Below are 17,123 nucleotides of genomic sequence, written 5' to 3'. Positions count from 1 at the left end.
CGATTTTGCTGAACTTTGCGTACATGCCAAGCTGCTTCACAAACGAATTCAAGTGCTTAAGCTATTGCACAAGAGCAGCCTAATGCTGTTTCTGTAATGCCAATTCAATGTGGAGAGAAAAATGTCGATGATCAAAGGATTCCATCACCTGACTGCGGGCGTCAGGCATGCCCAGGAGGATGTGGATTTTTATGTAAAACTGTTGGGCCAAAGCCTGGTCAAGAAGACTGTTCTGCTAGATGGGGATGACCCGATTTATCATCTTTACTATGGCAATGCGAATGGCGATCCCGGCACGCTGGTGACCTCATTTCCGTTCCGTCAGCGAGGTGTCCAGGCACGCCCCGGCTCGGGCCAGGTGCGCGTTATCAACTACTCGGTGCCGCGCGGATCGATTGAATTTTGGCGTAGTCGCTTCGATCGCATGAGCGTTCGGTACGATGCGGAAATTGTCGAGCGCTTTGATGAGCGTCGCCAGCGTTTCTATCACCCATGCGGAATCGAGTTCGATCTCGTCGAGACAGATCTGGATAAACGACCGCCTTGCGTGGCTGGCGATATCCCCGAAGCGAATGCGGTTCGAGGCGTGCACAGCATTACGTTGTCGCTACGCGAGGTGGCCGAATCGGTTCGCTTCATGAGCGAAGCAATCGGCTTCCGCCTTGTCGGCCAATCGGGAGGGTACTATCGTTTTGAAACGCATACCGGCGGACCTGGCATGGTGGTGGCGTTTCTACATGAGCCCGACCGAATGCAAGGCTCGTCAGTCTATGGCGAGGGTACCGTGCACCACGTGGCCTTTGCGGTGGATAGCGTCGATCAGCAGATGGAACTCAAGGAAAAATTCATGGCTCTGGGTTACATCGACACATCGGAGTCAGTGAATCGGAACTACTTCCGGTCAATGTATTTCAAGATGCCCGGCGGCGTGATCTTTGAGGCGGCTACCACCGATATTGGCTTTGCCATCGACGAGAATCCAGGCCATTTTGGCGAAGAATTCCAACTGCCTCCCTGGCTTGCCGATCGCAAGAACGAGTTATTGGCACGCCTTGAACCTATCTCTGTTTAATCCGTTCCTGCTGATTTGCCGAATCGAGATCTCCCTCTATCAACACGAAAGAGGGAGATTATTTGGCTCTATAAATGTTTGGCCCGTTGGACCCATTCGTCAAAATGGATGGAGTAGGGCAGCGAATCTATCGTGGCTTGTATCGCTTCGCGACGCAGTGAGGTGCGTTGAATCAGCGTATCGGCGTACAGCTTGACCGCGGGCAGTTCCTCCCACATAGACGCGAGTCCCAGGTAAGCGAGCCGGGTCAGATTTACGCCCCACATTACGTCGCCAAAAGTAAAGGAATTACCGACAATCCAGGGGGAGACACCTGACATCAGGGTTCGATTCAGTTGCCGGAGCAGTCCTGCGACGTGCCCGTGTATGGCGCGTTGGAAACCAGCATCTTGGCAAACCGACTTTCCGCCCCGTTCTTTGATGATTTTTGCACGGTAGGCGGAAACGAGCGCTATGTCGTCGGCATTGGCGACGATCATCGACTCGAGTGCCATCGTCTTGTAATCGTACACCGTCTGCATCATCGTCCGGAGTGCTTCAGGCCGGCGATCGGCTTCAGGATGGAATCCATAGAGCAGTGCACCGTTCGGAATCCTGTCGACAATGGCGGCCTGATGCATGGCCGCAGCGCGAGTCTGTTCAGTCTCTGGAATCAGCCGGATCGGCACGGCTGACAACTCGTCCAGGTAGCAGCAAATACGCATCGAATCGGCGATCACGCGACCCGCTTCATAGTCGACCAGCAGCGGCACCGCACAGGGATCAAAACCCTCTGTTTCTACAGAGGTGCGTCCGCTATAGCTATTGACGAGCGGTTTGTCGATTTCGCGCCCCGCCATCAATCGGAGCCGGACATAAGGCGGATGGTAGTGCTCTGCCGGTACAAGTCCGTCGTCGCTCATTGAACTGAGGATCAACATATCGTTCGAGCGATAAGGTAATTGTTTTTCGGCTAATACGGTTCGTACTTTCTGCGAACACAGAGAGCTTGCCGCGTGAAAAAGTTCGAGGCGAGGATTGGCGTCATTGCCGACGATGATACTGCGTGCAGGGTCCGCCATCCGGGCACGAGCCTCGAGGGCGAGTTTGGCGAGTTGATGCGTCGTCATGCTGCTTGTCCTTTTGGCTGCCGGGACATATGCGGACACACCATAGGAGGCTCTCCCATGGTGCTGCGCGCCGCCCAGAGTTCCGGGAAAGGAAGTTCTTGCAGTGTGGGCAGCAACCAGGCTATGCCTTCGGTGCCAAAGTAGGCTGCGCGATGGCCGAATGTGCGGCGAGTGGCCATGAGGTGAAGGTGCTTCCAGGTCGAAAAACCTTCCGCTATATCGGCCAGTGTCTCGCCCAATCTTCGAAGGTCACGGTATCTGTCAGGGTCGGCATAAATTTCGCGCCATGCATTTTCAACCGCCTGCATAGGGATATAAGGGGCGCGGTAATCTCGTTCCGTCATGTCCGGTATTGGAAATCCTGCGCGATGCAAAAAGGCCAGGATGTCGTCATAGAGGCTGGGTTCGGCGAGCGTATCGTTCAGCTGTTTCCAGCGCGCCGGTTGAGGAATGAAGTGCTGCAGGTGTTCAGGCTGTTTGATGCCTAGCAGATAGACCATTTGCCGATAAGTCCATCCTTGCAACGCAGTATCCTGGCCGTACTTGGCCACTGCACGCGAAAGAATGGACAGCAGATCGGCCGGGGTCATCCAGGCGATGGATTTCCACGTCGCATTCAGTGGTTCGTGATGCGCCACGACGCGTTCCAGTGTGTCGCAGGCCTGAGTAATGTCATTTTTTCTCAACTGTGCCTGGGCTGTTCGGATTTCCTTGATGATCAGCATCCAGTACAGCTCCGAGACTTGCACCGACGTGATCCACGCGTGTTCTCCGGGATGGTGGCTGACAGGGTTCTGCAACGTGTGAAGCACATCCGTCTGTATCCATGCACTGTAAGGGGTTTGTCCTGCCGGTGTGATGCCGGTGGAATGCGTGATCGGTTGATTCATGCGGGTCTCCTCGTGGTTGAGTGTGTGCTTTGGCGTTCGATGGTGTCGCCGTGGCGCAAGATCGCTTCGATTTGTTGCGCAATGTGCAGCAGGGCACGGTCATTTCCCGGCCTGGCGACGATCTGCAGCGACGCTGGTAGGGACTCGTTCCGCACGGGTATCGGAATAGAAATCGCAGGGAATCCCGCGATGTTGAACGGTGCGGTGTAGGTCATCAGCGCTTCGCGTACCGTACCGGACCAATTTCCGGTGTTGACGCTCGTTGTATTCAGCGCAGGCGCTATGCATGGGCAGGTGGGCAGGATGACGTAATCAATCGAATGCATCGCCTCATGAAGGCCCGTGATGAGTCGGTCCTTGACCTGTTGGGCAGAGACATATGCATGCATGTCCGTCTTTTGCGCGCGTCTGAGTCTGTCGACTGTTTCCGGACTGTAGCTCGCGACGATACGTTCCCAGCTATGACGGCGGAAATGCTCAACGCCACCCTCAATCAAGACGATGCTTGAAAAGGCATCGAATGCACCATGGAACAGATCTGCAGAATCCAGTTCTACGCATGAAAACGTTCGCTCCAGACGCTGCACTGCAGCCTCAAAAGGGATCGCGACATCAGTGGCCAGAGATACAGGCGCGATCTCGCGTACCACGCCCAATCTTGCCGATAACGGCGCATCGCTTCGGGGAGTTTGAGGATTCAGTACATCGCTCAGGTACAACACATCGTCAACCTCGCGTCCCATCAAGCCGACATGGTCGCAAGTGGGCGACAAGGGAAAGACGCCTCGCGTGGACAGCGCACCTAGGGTGGGTTTAAAACCAACCAGACCACATAACGCTGCAGGGATCCTTACGGAACCGCCAGTGTCAGAGCCTATGCCGGCAGTCACCGCACCATACGCGATCGCTGCAGCAGCACCGCCGCTCGAGCCGCCGGGTATCCGTGTGGGGTCGATTGGATTTCTCGTATCGCCAAAACACTCACTGGCAGTTGTGACCCCCCATGCGAACTCATGCGTGGTGGTCTTGCCGATGATGATCGCCCCGCAATCGAGCAGTGAGCGGACGATATCCGCGTCAGTGGCAGGACGATGACCGAGATATGCCTGCGAGCCATAACATGTATCCATGTTCTTTGTATCAATCAGGTCTTTGACCGTAATCGGCAATCCTTCGAGAGGTCGCGCCGTCCCCTCGCCGTAGCGTCGGTCACTCTCTGATGCCGCCGCTAACGCGCCGTCCCGGTCGATCGTGGCAAACGCGTTGACGGCGCGTTGGCTAGCCTCTGCAGCCCTGAGTGTTTGTTCTATCAATACGCTCGCCGTGATCTCTCGCGCTGCGAGGGCTTGGTGCATACGCCGCAGGCCGAGAGTCTCTTTCCCGACGGACGAAGATGATTCGATGCCGTGCATCACCACAGGTTCTCCAGTAGTGTCGCGAGTTTCCCAGGTTCGTTGTCGCCGAGATCGCCGACTTCGGAAGGGTAGTGCTGCGTCAACAGTTTCCCTATCTCTGGCAGCAGGTCGCGAGATATGCCAAAAGAACGCAGGCGATGGGGCAACTCCAGCGTTTCAACGAGATTCGAGATCCGTTCGGACAGCACCGTGGCCGGTGGGGTATCTTGCTGGTGTGCAGAGAATATATTCAGCTTGTCACCGTAGATGCCGGCGCATGCTTGGATGGAGGGGGCTAAAGTGATGCACGACGTCATGCTGTGCGGCAATCCATACGTACCGCCGAGGATATGGCCTATGCGGTGGCTGAGGCCATAAATGACTGAGGCGGGATAGAAATAGCATTGCCAGGCGGCGAGCTGAAGTTGGAGTAAGTCGTCGATATCAATCAGGCCTTCCGCGAGGGCCACGCGTGTTTCGAGCTGCCTGGGCCATTTCTTCAGCACTTTGAAGAATCGTTCGACGCCGCGGGCGGCAAGTATTGCGTGAGGATGGTCCCGGTCAACGAGGCGCATACCTTCTACTGCGTGATCGATTCCTTTGATGGCCGAGCTGAGCAACAGGGCGCGAGGTGTATCAATGATCAACTGCGGATCGATGGCGACGAGCTTCGGTGCAGTTTCGCGAACAGCATAGCTGCGTTTGAATTTGCGGGGGCCGTCGGTTTCCGTCACGCCAAAGTAGTGAGAGAACTCGGAGCCTGACAGTGTTGTCGGAAAGGCGGCGATTGGGAGGTAGCGTCCTGTCTGGCGGTAATGCAGGTCGGACACGGCTTTTGCCGCGTCGAGCACGGACCCGCCACCGAGTGCGACGATAGATTCCGCACGACCGTGCAGGCAGGCTTGTAGTGCTTGCTGCACAGCGAAGTCCGGTACATGTGGCGGGAGCGAGCTGAAGACCCCCGCACTATCCACGATATGAGGCTGCAGATGCACGCTGTGCAATGTCTCGAGAAACTCGACCGTGAACGTAATGGGACGCGTGATGCCGTAGCTGTTGAGCGATGCGGCGATTTGCCCCGCAATATCCCGTCCCCAGAAGATATGCTCCTGAGGTAAGCATTTCAATTGTTCCATCCAGTCCGTCTCCGAAAATGTGGTTGGCGCTGTTCGATGAGCGACATGTCGACCAGAAGATAGGTCATTCGGAAGCGGCCGTGCAGGGGCGATTCTTGGATTTATCGTTCACGAATATGGACGCTCGATTCCGGTTGCCTGAGCATGCGGTCGTTCAAACATATGAACGCAAAAGGCAAGTCTTCCCAGCTGTTGGATGACTGCTATCTGTCTATCATTTTCAACACGGCCACAATCGACGAGCAGGCCAAGGAGAAGACGGACATGGAGATAATGATGGAAACGACAACGGTCGAGCAGTTTGATAAACCGGGTCTTGTCGCAGAGTTGATTCGCGGACGGCGTAGCAAAAGAAAATTTCTGGATCGGCCGGTACCGCTGGCTGTGGTACGGCAGATCCTTTCGGTCGCAAAGCACGCACCCAGTTCGAGCAACACACAGCCATGGCGCTGCTACGTCTTGACCGGTCAGGCGCGTGAAAAGGTCACAGCGGCGGCAGTCGAGGCATATCGCGCCGGGCCGGAAACCCTCGCACCCCAGTATCCTTTCTTTCCAAAGGAGCTGCCCGTGCCGTTCTCGTCACGCTTCAATGCCTTTCGCGGCATGCTCGGTGATGCGCAGGGCGTACATCGCAGTGATCTGGCGGGACGAAGGCGAGACGTAGAACGCCAGTTCCAGTTTTTCGGGGCGCCAGTGGGATTGATCTTTACGATGGATCGCCGCTTGGAATGGGCGAGCTTTATTTGTTATGGCTGTTTTTTGCAGAACATTATGCTGGCTGCTCATGCGCAGGGATTGGACACCTGCCCGCAACAGATCTGGTCGCTGCAATCGGCTGTGCTGCGGAACGTTTTGGGAATCCCGGATGGAGAGATGGTGGTGGCGGGCATGTCACTTGGCTATGCTGATAACACCGTGCCCGAAAACAATATGAGTCTAGAAAAGCTGGAGCTGCATGAGTTTGTGTCGTTTGTCGATAGATAACTCCGGACCTGAATGTGCGTCGACATATTATGGGGTGCCCCGGCGAACGCGTTCGCATTGAAGTGGGGCCGGAATGAGTTGGTTTCTATCCGGTCCAATGATCACCTCTGATGGCTCCACTCGTGCACGAACGTATCGCGAAACTCTCGTAGCCATGCCAGCCGAGCCTCTGCCATCGCGCGCGCGGCCGCAGTATGCATCGTCGGGGGCAGCGTTGCGAGCTTGGCTTCAATGTGATCCAAGGCATAGGTACGATCGTCCAGAGGGCGATTGCGCGCTAAAGGGTCGTCGGGGTGCGCAAACGCCGAACCCATGCGGCCGGCGGTATAAAACAGCCGGGCGAGGCCGACGGCGCCCAAGGCATCGAGACGATCCGCGTCTTGCACGATCTTTGCCTCCAGAGTCATGGGCGTAATGCCGGCCGAGAAACTGTGCGCCTCGATGGCGTGGGTAACTGCATCGAGCTTGTCGGCCGGAAAGTCTGTCTGGGCCAGACGGTGCCGGGCTTCGAGTGCGGCCAGACGCGAGGCCTGGGCGCGTTCCGGGTGATTCTTGGGCAGGTTGACCAGATCGTGCAGATAGCAGGCGGTCAGGACGACCAGCGCGTCAGCCTCGGGGTAGCTGTCCAGCAATGTCCGGGCGACACGCCAGACACGTTGCAGATGATTCAGATCATGCGCGCCGTCGTCTTGGTTGTCTGAGGCGGCAATGGCGGTTAAACGGGGAATCCAGGCGGCTAGAGTGTCGGACATCAGCAGGGGTGAATGTAAATAATCGGCCACTTTGTGGCGGAGAAAACGACAATAATGTCTAGGATACTCGCTAGCCTTGACCCCCGATCTACTAGTAGGTAACAATATCCCTACTATGAATACTGCTACCACCCGCGACCAACTTCTGGAACATGCCCAGTGCCTGATCAGGCGGCGGGGCTATAACGGCTTTAGCTACCGGGACCTGGCCGATCACGTGGGGGTGAAAACCGCCAGTATTCACTATTATTTCCCCGCCAAAGACGACCTGTTGATCGCCGTTATCGACAAGTACGCGGGGCAGGTCTATGCAATGTTGCACGGCATCGACAAGTCCCTGCCCGCCAACGAGCGGCTGGCACGTTATGCCGCGTTGTTCCGGGGCGGACCCTCCGACCAGATCTGTCTATGCGGCATGCTGGCTGCGGATTTTGCCTCGCTGTCGGACCGGGCACGGCAATCGGTGCAGGCATTTTTCCGCATGCACGAAACCTGGCTGGCCGACGTCGTCGCTGCCGGAGTAGAGGCCGGCTCGCTGAAATCTTGCGGCGATACGGCGGCTGATGGTCGTTGGCTGTTTGCCGCGTTCCAGGGGGCGCTGATGGGCTCGCGTCTGTTTCAGGACCAGCAACGCCTGGATGATGTGATCACCGCCGTGTGTTGCAAACACGGCGTGGCTGCCTAGTTGATTCTGTTGAGGTGACCACGGCCCCGCATCGTGCGGTAAAAGGCCGTGCCCGTGCGCGCTGGAGATTCCACCGTCGTTACGGGGCATTTGCCCGCATCATGCAACAAGGCCTGCGCGTGTGCACAGGCCTTGTTTTGATGCTTTGCGTTAAGCCATCACTGCGGGCAAGAGGTCTTCCACGCGCTCTGCGTTTTTAAAAAGGCGGGCGCTGACCAGACTGCCTTGCAGGGCGGCATATAGCGCGCGGGCCGATGCGCGCAGGTCTCCTGGTACGCGCAGGCTGCCTTCGTGGGCGCCTTGTTCCAATAGTTTGGTGAGCCAGGTTTCGTTTGCAGCGTAGAAATTCTGCAATGCTTGCCGTGCACAGCCGGGCAGGGCGCCGAGTTCCGCTGCCAGCGCTGCACCCAGGCATATACGCTCGGTACCGCAGAAGGCGCGACGGTGCGCATCGACATAAGCTCGCAATTTCGCGTCGGCCCTCAACGTCGGATCGATCTCTTGTATGGCTGCATTCCAGCGCGATTGGTATTGCTCTACGACGGCCAGCAGCAGGTCTTCTTTCTGCGGAAAATAATAGTGGATGCTGGATGTCTTGATGCCGATCAGGTCGGCCAAGTCGCGGTAGCTGAAACCGTTGTAGCCGCGTTCCTGAATCAGACGCTGGGCATGTTGCACGATTTGTTCGCGGGTGTTTTCGGATTTCATAGTCGGGACGCTACCGGGTAGGTGTAGGGTTGATAGAAAAGGGGCGGATAGGCTCCTCAAGTAACGGAATAAAGGCGGGCCGCCGTATGCAGGCAGGGCGGCGCCGCGGTACACAACATGTGCTGTCCTTAGCTGCGGGACGAAGAATTCACGCCATTGCTGGCTTGATAGTCGAGTTCGCCAAACGCATCGCTGCCGTTATCGCGGGCGGCTTGTGCTTCGGCCTGGACTTCGGCGCGGGTAGGAACCGGGCCGGCGTTGTAGGCGGCAGGTTGTTCCAATTCGCCGAACGTCACTTGACCAGCTGCTGTCGCGGCTTGCAATTCAGCCTGGATCTGGGCGCGGCTGACCGTTCCGATGCTGCTTTGAACGGGCGGATAGTCCAACTCTCCCGAGGGTTCGCCAGCATAGGCAGCGCCCATCATGGTCATCGACAACATCACTGCGGATACGAGGGTTTTCATGATGATTCTCTTTAAAAAATTAGTCGTTTATCGCTAGAGGCTTGGTCGGATCGACCGCATCAGGCACCGGTGTTGGGGTAGCCTTCACCGCCGAATGCGGCAGAGCCCTGGGCGTTGGCTTGAACGGCTTCGGCGTGGACTTGGGCGCGGGTGAGGGTGCTGGCGGCTGCTTGCGTAACGGGTTCGTCGATATCGCCAAAGGTGATTTGGCCAGCGGCACGGGCTTGTTGCAGTTCAGCGACGACTTGCGCGCGGGTCAGTTGGCTGGTCTGGGTGATGGTGGGCGGGTAGTCCAGTTCACCAGAGGGTTCGGCAGCGTAGGCAGCGGTGCCAGCCAGGGAAGCAGAAATCAGCAGTACGGAAGCAATGGTTTTCATGATGGTTCTCTTTAAAAAGCTATCTACTTATAGGTAGGTTTGTGGTCAAATAAAAAATCGATCAAGCGCCGGTGTTGGGGTAGCCTTCGCCGCCGAATGCGACAGGGCCGTGGGTATTGGCTTGAACGGCTTCGGCGTGGACTTGGGCGCGGGTGACGGTGCTGGCGGCCACTTGCGTAACGGGTTCGTCGATATCGCCAAAGGTGATTTGGCCAGCGGCACGGGCTTGTTGCAGTTCAGCGACGACTTGAGCGCGGCTCAATTGGCTGGTCTGGGTGATGGTGGGCGGATAGTCCAGATCGCCGGAGGGTTCGGCAGCATAGGCAGCGGTGCCAGCCAGGGAAGCGGAAATCAGCAGTACGGAAGCAATGGTTTTCATGATGGTTCTCTTTAAAGTAAAAGGTCTTTAAAACTATCTACCTATAGGTAGATTACGAGGGAAATAAAAACGCGCTTAGTGACTGCTCTATCGCGCGGTGGTTGGGTGATTTGTTTACTGCCCAACCATGAGACGTATGTTATCTACTAGTAGATAGGTGAGGCAAGCAGAGATTTGTATCTCTTTGTTTTTTTGTTGAGGGGTATGGCTGCCGCGCCACAAGCGAGATGTGCGCGAACCGGTTCGATATGGTCCTAACCAAACGCTCGGGGGCGCAACCCTGCATGGAACCACGTAATCATTGAGTAGATATCGTAGACCGGCAACCCGAGGTCGGCTTGCAGCGCGGCGGCGTACGGCGGCATGTTGGTGCATTCCAACACGATCGCACCGACCTCAGGGTGGCGGCGCACCAGGTCCCGCCCAGCCTCCAGGATGTCTTGTTGCGCGAGATCGATGTCCATGTCCTGTTTCTCGGCTTTGATGAGGACACGGAAGAACTCTTTGCCGTTCTCGGTGCCGGCGACCGGGATGTCAGCCGGGACGTTGACCGCGGCCAGATGCGCCGGGGACAAGGTGGATCCGCTGACAGTGACTAGTCCTACGCGCTTGCCTGGAGGCAGGGTGGCTTGCACCCATGGCACTTGCATCATTGAGGACGTGGCGACGGGGACGCCCAGCGCCTGTGAGAATTCTTGTTGGAAGAGGGCCAGGAAGCCGCAGTTCGTGGTGATGGCCTCTGCGCCCAGATCGACCAGTTCCCGACCGGCCTTGATGAAGGCGTCCAATGTGCCACGCGCACCTTGTAAAACGACTTTTTCCGGACTGGCGCCGCGTACGACCCGGTATAGAACGGGGAATGGCCACGTCTGGCCATTGCCCATGTCGCCGAGGATCCGAGGAAAACGCGCATCCAGCATCAGGATGCCCAGCGGGGCGCCGTATAGCGATTTGCCGCCGCGGGCAATGCGGCCGGGTGAGGAAAGCGTGGACATGACGGGTGCCTTGAGGGACGGGGAAGTAGTCACGCGAAACGACGCGGACTGAAGGGCTCTAGAGGAATCGTTGTGGCCAGGCCCTGAAGCAATTGCACGACGAGTTCTCCTGTGCGCGCGGATCCGACCAGCCCGACGTGGCCGTGTCCGTACGCATGCACGATATCAGGACTCGCTGACGCCGCGCCTATGCAGGGCAGGCCATCGGGCATGCTGGGGCGGCATCCTTGCCAGTAGTCGATGCGCTCGTCGGCAGGCTTGGCCGGCAATGCGGGATAAATCGACGTCAGCAAGTCGCGCAGGATGTGGGCACGCCGCCAGTCGGGCGGTGCGTCGATATCGGCGATTTCGACTTGGCCTGCGACTCGCAGGCCATTTTCCATGTTGTTGATCACCACTTTGCAGTCGGCAAACATGGTGGATACGCGCGGCGCACCCTCTGGTTGTTTGATGACGGCGTGGTAGCCGCGTTCGGCCGCAAGCGGCACGCGATCCCCTGCCAGGCGTGCAAGTTCGCGTGAGCGTATGCCGGTCGCGATGACGGCCTTGTCGCAGGGAATGTCACCGCTCTCGGTGCGCACGGCCCGCAATTTGCCTGCTTGTATGTCAAATCCGGTGGCGCGCGCGTGACGCAGGTCGGCGCCGAGATGTTGAGCGAGTTGTACCAGGGCCGCTACGTAGGCGCCCGGGTTGCGGCAGTGGCCAGTTTCAGGAACCAGTACGCCAAAGGTGTAGCGCGGGTGCAGATCGGGCTCCAGCGCGCGCAGGGCCTCGGTATCCAATTCTTGCCACTGGATTCCTTCGTTGCGGCGGATGTCCCATGCCCGGCGATCGGCGCGGAAATGTTGTTCCGAGAGATAAGCATGCAACAGGCCGCGTTGCTCGATGAGATGAGACACACCGGCCTGCTCGGCTAATGCTTGATGCAGGGCGGGCGCGCCCGCCAGTAGCGAGCGCAAGGCATGAGCGGTGCGCTCTACGCGCGGCCATGTCCAGGCCGAGGTCAGATAACGAGTCAGCCAAGGAATGGCGCGCGGCAGATAGTTCCAACGTATCGCCAGTGGACCCAACGGGTCTTTCAGCCACGTGGGAACCTGTTTCCAGACCCCGGGCGCGGCTGGGGGAAGAATGGAGTGCGACGAAAGCCAGCCTGCATTGCCATAACTGGATGCCTGTGGGCCGCCGGGCGTGCCGGATTCGACCAAGGTGACGCGCAATCCCGCGTTCAGCGCTTGAACGGCGGTTGCAGCACCGACCGCGCCGGCGCCAATGATGACGATGTGTTGATCTGTGCTCATTGCGAGACCGGGAGATAAAGGGGGTGGCATAACGTCTCGCCCGAGGAGCAAAAAGCATAACACTTGACTGTATACAAAACAATATTCAATATATGTGTACAGTTTTGGCCATCCGCGTAATGAACGCCTGAAATCCTTTTTACGACGCTTGCATCATGGTTCGTCTTTGCCGGCGGCCATGGCGGCGTGAGTTTTTTGATATTTGACGCATGACTTCTGAATCTTCCGCCTCTCGCGCTGCCTCGCACAGCCATGTCTACGATCGCATCAAGGCCATGGCGACTACTTTCCGCCTGCGCCCGGGCGAAAAAGTGAATGAGCTCGAGTTGTCGCGCCAACTGGGCGTGAGCCGCACGCCTGTACGCGAGGCACTCAGCCGTATCGCCGCCGAAGGGTTTTTGGTGGCGACGCCGAATCGCGGTTACACCGTGAGGGGACTCGATGCCAAGCAGTTGATGGCGCTGTACGAGTATCGCGCGACGGTGGAGCTGGGAGTTGTGCGTCTGGTCTGTATGCGGGCCTCGGATCAAGAACTGGCCGATTTGGCAAAGATGGTCGAAGGCAGCCGGGACGAAGTCGATACGGACGCTCAGGCATTGCGCTTATTGTCTCGCGATGAGGCTTTTCATGAGCATCTCGCGGGTTTGGCCGGCAATCCCGAGTTTTTGCGTTCGGTGCGGTCTATCAACGAGCGCCTGCGTTTCCCGCGCTGGATCGATTTGAAAGCCCGGCGCGGGCAGACCCGCAATGACCATCCGGATATTGTGCGCGCGCTGCAGACGCGTGATCAATCGGCAGTGCAGGCGTTGATGAGCCAGCATATCGAAAAGCATCTGGATCACATCATTGAGCTGACCCGCGCGGGTTATGCGGAGATCTATACGGGTAATGCGCTGGCCGATTATGCCGAGTCGCGTTTTATAGAACACCAGGAGGACTGGGCCGCGTCCTCTGATGGTGGCAAGGAAACGAGGGATTGAGGGGCGTTTCCTCGACGCCAGCCGCGAGCCGGCATCATTGCAGGTTTTGATTTACATCTCACTTTTACCAGGAAGATTCATGAAAGCTATTTTCGTTGACGCCAATCCTACTTTGTCCGCGGTGGCAGAGCGCCTGCATCGTGCCGATGATCTGGAGCTGGTCATCAACCGTCAACCGGATATTACGTCGGATCAACTGCCGGGCGTGTTGGGTGATGCGGAAATCGCCATCATTGACCATACGCATCTGCCGACTGATATTGCTCGTCAATGCAAGGGGTTGAAGCATGTCGTGTTCCTGGGAACCGGTGCGCGCTCGTATATGAATCCTGAGGAATTGGCAGAGATCGGCATCGAGGTGCACATTATCAAAGGGTATGGAGATACGGCCGTAGCCGAGTGTGCGTTTGCCTTGATGTGGGCGTCGGCAAAGGGCTTTGCACGCATGGACCGTGAAATGCGCGCGGGTAATTGGCTGCGTAGCGATGCCGTGCAATTGACGGGCAAGACGCTGGGTTTGGTTGGTTTCGGAGGCATCGCTGCAGAGGTCGCGCGTCTGGCTCAGGGCGCAGGCATGGAAGTCATCGCCTGGAATCGCAGTGCGAAATCGCACCCGGGCGTGCGCTTCGTGGAACTGGACGAGGTGCTGGCGAAGAGCCACGTGGTCTCGATGCATTTGCTGTTGACGGACGAGACGCGCGGCATTATCTCGCGTGAGCGCATTAACGCGATGCGTGATGGCGCGATCCTGGTCAATACGGCGCGCGGTGCGTTGGTGGACGAGGACGCCATGATCGACGCGCTGAAGTCGGGCAAGCTGGGCCACGCCGGTCTGGACGTGTTTGTCACCGAGCCCATGCCGAAGGACCATCCGCTGACTAAGCTGGATAACGTGACCCTGTCGGCGCACTCGGCATTCCGTACCCCCGAGGCGAGCGATAACCTGATTCAATCCGCGCTGAATCACTGCCGCCGTATTTCGGGCAAGGGAGTGCAGCAATGAGCGCGCCTATCACCCGTTTGGACCAGAACACGCGCCGTTCGCGAGCGGTGATTCACAACGGCACGGTGTATCTCGCCGGCCATACGGCAGACGATCGCAGCGCCGATGCGGCAGGGCAGACGCGTCAGGTGCTGGCCAAGATCGACGAGATGTTGGCGGCCTCGGGCACGGACAAGTCCAAGCTCTTGAACGTCACGATCTGGTTGCAGCACATGTCTGATTTTCAGGCGATGAACGAGGTCTATGACGCATGGATCGTGCCGGGCCAGGCGCCGGCACGTTGCTGCGGCGCTGTCGAGCTGGCTCTGCCGGAAATTCTCGTCGAAATCATGGTGACCGCCGCGTTGTAGGCGGGAATGTTTTTTCAGGATTGATATGTCTACCGATAACTCTCAGGCGCCGGCGTTTCGCCGCGCCAGTCGTATCTCCCGTATTGCGGTGTCGGAGATTTTGCGCATCGGCGCGCGCGCTGCCCAGCTAAAGCGCGAAGGACGCGATGTCATCGTGTTGGGTGCAGGGGAGCCCGACTTTGATACGCCAGATAATGTGAAAGAAGCGGCAATCCGCGCGATACATGCCGGCGAGACGAAGTACACCTTGCTCGACGGCACTCTGGCGCTGAAAGCCGCGATCGCGCGTAAGTTTGAACGCGAAAATGGCGTGAAGTACGGCCTGGACGAAATCAATGTGGGCGCTGGCGCCAAGCAAGTGATTCACAACGCGTTGATGGCTACGCTGGATGATGGCGATGAGGTTATCGTGGGCGTGCCGTACTGGACGTCTTATGCCGACATGATCACCATCGCTGGCGGCAAAACGGTCGAGGTCGCATGCCGCGAGGAAAACGGTTTCCGCATGGATCCGGCTGATCTCGAGCGCGCCATCACGCCGCGTACGCGCTGGGTCATGTTGAATTCGCCGTCCAATCCGACGGGTGCTGCTTATGGCGAAGCGGATCTGCGGGCGCTGGCCGAGGTATTGTTGCGGCATCCGCATGTCTGGGTGCTCGCCGATGACATTTACGAGCACCTGATTTATGGTGATTTCACGTTCAAGACCATGGCGCAGGTCGAACCGCATCTGAAGTCGCGCACGTTGACGGTGAATGGTTTGTCGAAAGCCTATGCGATGACAGGTTGGCGCTTGGGCTATGCGGGCGGACCGAAGGAATTGATCGGTGCCATGGCCGTGGTGCAAAGCCAGAGCACGTCGAACCCGTGCTCGATCAGTCAGGCGGCGGCAATCGAGGCGCTGGACGGACCGCAGGATGTGTTGGCAGAACGCCGTGCCTCGTTCCAGGTGCGGCGGGATTTGGTGGTGAATGGTTTGAATGCGATTCCGGGCTTGAGCTGCCGCCTGCCCGAAGGCGCGTTTTATACCTACGCCAGTTGCGCAGGGGTGCTGGGCCGCACCACGCCCAAGGGCAAGCGCCTGGAAACGGATGCGGATTTCTGCGAGTACTTGCTGCAGGATCATGATGTGGCTGTTGTGCCAGGCACGATTTTTGGCCTGGCGCCGTATTTCCGGATCAGCTATGCCACGTCGCAGGCCCAGTTGCAGACGGCGTTGGAGCGTATTGCAAAGGCAGTGGAGCAGTTGAGCTAACGCAGCAACGGCTGTCCGTCACGACGGGCAGTCGTTGCCGCATAGTGATTCATTACGCGCATTCAATATCGCAGGCTAACGATTTTCGGATATCCGGACTCGGCAGCTATGCTTTTTCAAGGGGAATAATCATGTTGCGTCGTTTCAGTATTGCCGCGTTGACGGCTATGACATTGGCCGCTGCCATGCCGGCCGTCGCGCAGGACAGCAAATGGCCTACACACGCCATTACCATTGTCGGGGGTTTCCCGACGGGGGCGGGGACGGATCTGTATACCCGCAAATTAGGGCAAGGTCTGACGGAAACGCTGGGTGTGCCCATCGTGGCGGAGAACCGTACGGGCGCAGGCGGCAACGTGGCGTCGGATATGGTGGCGCGAGCAGCGCCTGATGGTTATACCTTTTTGTTCGGCACGGCGGGCACTCATGCGATCAATGCGGAGCTATACAAGAAGAGCCTGAACTTTGACGTCTGGAACGATTTCACGCACATTGCGTTGCTGGGCGATGTGCCTAACGTGTTATTGATCAACCCGAAAAAGCACCCCGATATCAAGACCTGCAAGGATCTGATCGAATTGGCGCGCAAGAACCCCGGCAAGATGAACTATTCGTCGACCGGGAATGGGGCCTCGGGTCACTTGGCCGGCGCGTTGTTCACGCAGATGGCCAAAGTCAACATTGTGCACGTACCTTATCGTGGACAGGGGCCTGCCATGACGGCGCTCTTGTCGGGCGAGGTCGATTTCTTTTTCAATCAGAGCGCGGCATCGATCGCCGCCGTGAATTCGGGGCAGGTGCGCGCGCTGGGTGTGACGGTATCCAAACCGATCGAGGCGCTGCCTGGCGTGCCCTCCGTGGCCGAGGGCTGCGGGCTGCCGGGCTATGAGAGCAGCACGTGGTATGGCCTGTTTGGGCCGGCCAAGCTGCCCGCCGATATCCAGAAGCGCATGAGCGATGCGGTGATCAAGGAAATTTCCAAGCCTGAGTTCAAGCGTTGGCTGATCGATACGCAAGGCATCACGCCGCCGGCGGATCCCAGCCCCGCTGCGTTCGAGCGTGTGCACAAGGCGGATATTGCGCGTTGGGCGGAAATCGTCAAGATGTCGGGCGCGAAGGTGGATTAAACGCTCGCGTTCGTTGTTGCAGGGTTTGCTATCAGCCTGTCCGTCATGTTCGGATGGGCTGATTTTCTTGCGGGTTCTGTAGGGGGCTGTGAGCACGGGGGGGTTAGGTGCTATTGGACGTTGCCTCGTGAGCAGGACGGGGGATCGAGTGCTATTGGACGTCGA

The 17,123-nt window shown here is 58.0% G+C and carries 19 protein-coding genes; 8 read left to right on the top strand and 11 right to left on the bottom strand.

What is annotated here, in order from left to right:
- The first annotated feature begins 121 nt into the window (after positions 1-121).
- A complete protein-coding gene (locus tag ACNA0I_RS19225) occupies positions 122-1,072 on the top strand; it encodes a ring-cleaving dioxygenase (protein WP_415807640.1) in 951 nt (316 codons plus the stop codon).
- Between the two features lie 68 nt (positions 1,073-1,140).
- Here the strand turns inward: ACNA0I_RS19225 and ACNA0I_RS19220 are convergent, their stop codons facing one another.
- From ACNA0I_RS19220 to ACNA0I_RS19205, 4 genes are read right to left on the bottom strand one after another with little or no spacing between them, the layout of a single operon-like run.
- Positions 1,141-2,181: a glutathione S-transferase family protein gene (locus tag ACNA0I_RS19220; RefSeq protein WP_415807639.1), complete on the bottom strand. Its 1,041-nt coding sequence runs from the start codon at positions 2,179-2,181 to the stop codon at positions 1,141-1,143.
- On the bottom strand, positions 2,178-3,071 hold the full coding sequence (locus ACNA0I_RS19215) for a tryptophan 2,3-dioxygenase (protein WP_415807638.1): 894 nt from the start codon (positions 3,069-3,071) through the stop codon (positions 2,178-2,180). Before ACNA0I_RS19215 ends, ACNA0I_RS19220 begins: the two co-directional genes overlap by 4 nt.
- The gene (locus tag ACNA0I_RS19210) at positions 3,068-4,426 is read right to left on the bottom strand and encodes an amidase (RefSeq protein ID WP_415807637.1); all 1,359 of its coding nucleotides are present in this window, start codon (positions 4,424-4,426) and stop codon (positions 3,068-3,070) included. The genes ACNA0I_RS19215 and ACNA0I_RS19210 overlap by 4 nt, the downstream gene beginning before the upstream one ends.
- A 56-nt stretch (positions 4,427-4,482) precedes the next feature.
- Complete coding sequence (locus ACNA0I_RS19205; RefSeq protein WP_415807636.1) at positions 4,483-5,601, bottom strand: iron-containing alcohol dehydrogenase; 1,119 nt, start codon at positions 5,599-5,601, stop codon at positions 4,483-4,485.
- Positions 5,602-5,877: 276 nt separating this feature from the next.
- Between ACNA0I_RS19205 and ACNA0I_RS19200 the strand changes: the two genes are divergently transcribed.
- Positions 5,878-6,585 (top strand): nitroreductase, encoded by a 708-nt coding sequence (locus ACNA0I_RS19200; protein WP_415807726.1) that lies wholly within the window; start codon positions 5,878-5,880, stop codon positions 6,583-6,585.
- Between the two features lie 101 nt (positions 6,586-6,686).
- On the opposite strand, the gene ACNA0I_RS19195 is transcribed toward ACNA0I_RS19200, so the two are convergent.
- The gene (locus ACNA0I_RS19195) at positions 6,687-7,337 is read right to left on the bottom strand and encodes an HD domain-containing protein (RefSeq protein WP_415807635.1); all 651 of its coding nucleotides are present in this window, start codon (positions 7,335-7,337) and stop codon (positions 6,687-6,689) included.
- 115 nt (positions 7,338-7,452) lie between these two features.
- Between ACNA0I_RS19195 and ACNA0I_RS19190 the strand changes: the two genes are divergently transcribed.
- Positions 7,453-8,022, top strand: a complete 570-nt coding sequence (locus ACNA0I_RS19190) for a TetR/AcrR family transcriptional regulator (RefSeq protein ID WP_415807634.1) — start codon at positions 7,453-7,455, stop codon at positions 8,020-8,022.
- Positions 8,023-8,172: 150 nt separating this feature from the next.
- Here the strand turns inward: ACNA0I_RS19190 and ACNA0I_RS19185 are convergent, their stop codons facing one another.
- From ACNA0I_RS19185 to ACNA0I_RS19160, 6 genes are all read right to left on the bottom strand, one after another.
- Positions 8,173-8,730 (bottom strand): TetR/AcrR family transcriptional regulator, encoded by a 558-nt coding sequence (locus tag ACNA0I_RS19185; RefSeq protein ID WP_415807633.1) that lies wholly within the window; start codon positions 8,728-8,730, stop codon positions 8,173-8,175.
- A gap of 128 nt (positions 8,731-8,858) precedes the next feature.
- The gene (locus ACNA0I_RS19180; RefSeq protein ID WP_415807632.1) at positions 8,859-9,194 is read right to left on the bottom strand and encodes a DUF4148 domain-containing protein; all 336 of its coding nucleotides are present in this window, start codon (positions 9,192-9,194) and stop codon (positions 8,859-8,861) included.
- Between the two features lie 59 nt (positions 9,195-9,253).
- The gene (locus tag ACNA0I_RS19175) at positions 9,254-9,571 is read right to left on the bottom strand and encodes a DUF4148 domain-containing protein (RefSeq protein ID WP_415807631.1); all 318 of its coding nucleotides are present in this window, start codon (positions 9,569-9,571) and stop codon (positions 9,254-9,256) included.
- 61 nt (positions 9,572-9,632) lie between these two features.
- A complete protein-coding gene (locus ACNA0I_RS19170) occupies positions 9,633-9,950 on the bottom strand; it encodes a DUF4148 domain-containing protein (protein ID WP_415807630.1) in 318 nt (105 codons plus the stop codon).
- A 254-nt stretch (positions 9,951-10,204) separates the two neighbouring features.
- The gene (locus ACNA0I_RS19165; protein WP_415807629.1) at positions 10,205-10,945 is read right to left on the bottom strand and encodes an aspartate/glutamate racemase family protein; all 741 of its coding nucleotides are present in this window, start codon (positions 10,943-10,945) and stop codon (positions 10,205-10,207) included.
- 29 nt (positions 10,946-10,974) lie between these two features.
- On the bottom strand, positions 10,975-12,243 hold the full coding sequence (locus ACNA0I_RS19160; RefSeq protein ID WP_415807628.1) for an NAD(P)/FAD-dependent oxidoreductase: 1,269 nt from the start codon (positions 12,241-12,243) through the stop codon (positions 10,975-10,977).
- Between the two features lie 209 nt (positions 12,244-12,452).
- Between ACNA0I_RS19160 and ACNA0I_RS19155 the strand changes: the two genes are divergently transcribed.
- The 5 genes from ACNA0I_RS19155 (at position 12,453) to ACNA0I_RS19135 (ending at position 16,958) form a co-directional block, all read left to right on the top strand.
- Positions 12,453-13,223, top strand: a complete 771-nt coding sequence (locus ACNA0I_RS19155) for a GntR family transcriptional regulator (protein WP_415807627.1) — start codon at positions 12,453-12,455, stop codon at positions 13,221-13,223.
- Positions 13,224-13,302: 79 nt separating this feature from the next.
- Positions 13,303-14,226 carry an NAD(P)-dependent oxidoreductase gene (locus ACNA0I_RS19150; protein ID WP_415807626.1) on the top strand — a complete coding sequence of 308 codons (924 nt, stop codon included), beginning with the start codon at positions 13,303-13,305 and terminating at the stop codon, positions 14,224-14,226.
- On the top strand, positions 14,223-14,576 hold the full coding sequence (locus ACNA0I_RS19145; RefSeq protein ID WP_415807625.1) for a RidA family protein: 354 nt from the start codon (positions 14,223-14,225) through the stop codon (positions 14,574-14,576). Before ACNA0I_RS19150 ends, ACNA0I_RS19145 begins: the two co-directional genes overlap by 4 nt.
- A gap of 25 nt (positions 14,577-14,601) precedes the next feature.
- Positions 14,602-15,831 carry a pyridoxal phosphate-dependent aminotransferase gene (locus ACNA0I_RS19140; RefSeq protein WP_415807624.1) on the top strand — a complete coding sequence of 410 codons (1,230 nt, stop codon included), beginning with the start codon at positions 14,602-14,604 and terminating at the stop codon, positions 15,829-15,831.
- Between the two features lie 131 nt (positions 15,832-15,962).
- Positions 15,963-16,958, top strand: a complete 996-nt coding sequence (locus ACNA0I_RS19135) for a Bug family tripartite tricarboxylate transporter substrate binding protein (protein ID WP_415807623.1) — start codon at positions 15,963-15,965, stop codon at positions 16,956-16,958.
- Positions 16,959-17,123 lie beyond the last annotated feature (165 nt).

This window comes from Bordetella muralis (assembly GCF_965139205.1).
GTDB lineage: Bacteria > Pseudomonadota > Gammaproteobacteria > Burkholderiales > Burkholderiaceae_B > Bordetella_A > Bordetella_A muralis.
This window is presented reverse-complemented; position numbering and strand designations above follow the sequence as displayed.

Coding starts and splice junctions, on each gene's coding strand:
- ACNA0I_RS19225 (WP_415807640.1), top strand. CDS start 122: ATGTCGATGATCAAAGGATTCCATCACCTGACTGCGGGCGTCAGGCAT.
- ACNA0I_RS19220 (WP_415807639.1), bottom strand. CDS start 2,181: ATGACGACGCATCAACTCGCCAAACTCGCCCTCGAGGCTCGTGCCCGG.
- ACNA0I_RS19215 (WP_415807638.1), bottom strand. CDS start 3,071: ATGAATCAACCGATCACGCATTCCACCGGCATCACACCGGCAGGACAA.
- ACNA0I_RS19210 (WP_415807637.1), bottom strand. CDS start 4,426: ATGCACCAAGCCCTCGCAGCGCGAGAGATCACGGCGAGCGTATTGATA.
- ACNA0I_RS19205 (WP_415807636.1), bottom strand. CDS start 5,601: ATGGAACAATTGAAATGCTTACCTCAGGAGCATATCTTCTGGGGACGG.
- ACNA0I_RS19200 (WP_415807726.1), top strand. CDS start 5,878: ATGGAAACGACAACGGTCGAGCAGTTTGATAAACCGGGTCTTGTCGCA.
- ACNA0I_RS19195 (WP_415807635.1), bottom strand. CDS start 7,337: ATGTCCGACACTCTAGCCGCCTGGATTCCCCGTTTAACCGCCATTGCC.
- ACNA0I_RS19190 (WP_415807634.1), top strand. CDS start 7,453: ATGAATACTGCTACCACCCGCGACCAACTTCTGGAACATGCCCAGTGC.
- ACNA0I_RS19185 (WP_415807633.1), bottom strand. CDS start 8,730: ATGAAATCCGAAAACACCCGCGAACAAATCGTGCAACATGCCCAGCGT.
- ACNA0I_RS19180 (WP_415807632.1), bottom strand. CDS start 9,194: ATGAAAACCCTCGTATCCGCAGTGATGTTGTCGATGACCATGATGGGC.
- ACNA0I_RS19175 (WP_415807631.1), bottom strand. CDS start 9,571: ATGAAAACCATTGCTTCCGTACTGCTGATTTCTGCTTCCCTGGCTGGC.
- ACNA0I_RS19170 (WP_415807630.1), bottom strand. CDS start 9,950: ATGAAAACCATTGCTTCCGTACTGCTGATTTCCGCTTCCCTGGCTGGC.
- ACNA0I_RS19165 (WP_415807629.1), bottom strand. CDS start 10,945: ATGTCCACGCTTTCCTCACCCGGCCGCATTGCCCGCGGCGGCAAATCG.
- ACNA0I_RS19160 (WP_415807628.1), bottom strand. CDS start 12,243: ATGAGCACAGATCAACACATCGTCATCATTGGCGCCGGCGCGGTCGGT.
- ACNA0I_RS19155 (WP_415807627.1), top strand. CDS start 12,453: ATGACTTCTGAATCTTCCGCCTCTCGCGCTGCCTCGCACAGCCATGTC.
- ACNA0I_RS19150 (WP_415807626.1), top strand. CDS start 13,303: ATGAAAGCTATTTTCGTTGACGCCAATCCTACTTTGTCCGCGGTGGCA.
- ACNA0I_RS19145 (WP_415807625.1), top strand. CDS start 14,223: ATGAGCGCGCCTATCACCCGTTTGGACCAGAACACGCGCCGTTCGCGA.
- ACNA0I_RS19140 (WP_415807624.1), top strand. CDS start 14,602: ATGTCTACCGATAACTCTCAGGCGCCGGCGTTTCGCCGCGCCAGTCGT.
- ACNA0I_RS19135 (WP_415807623.1), top strand. CDS start 15,963: ATGTTGCGTCGTTTCAGTATTGCCGCGTTGACGGCTATGACATTGGCC.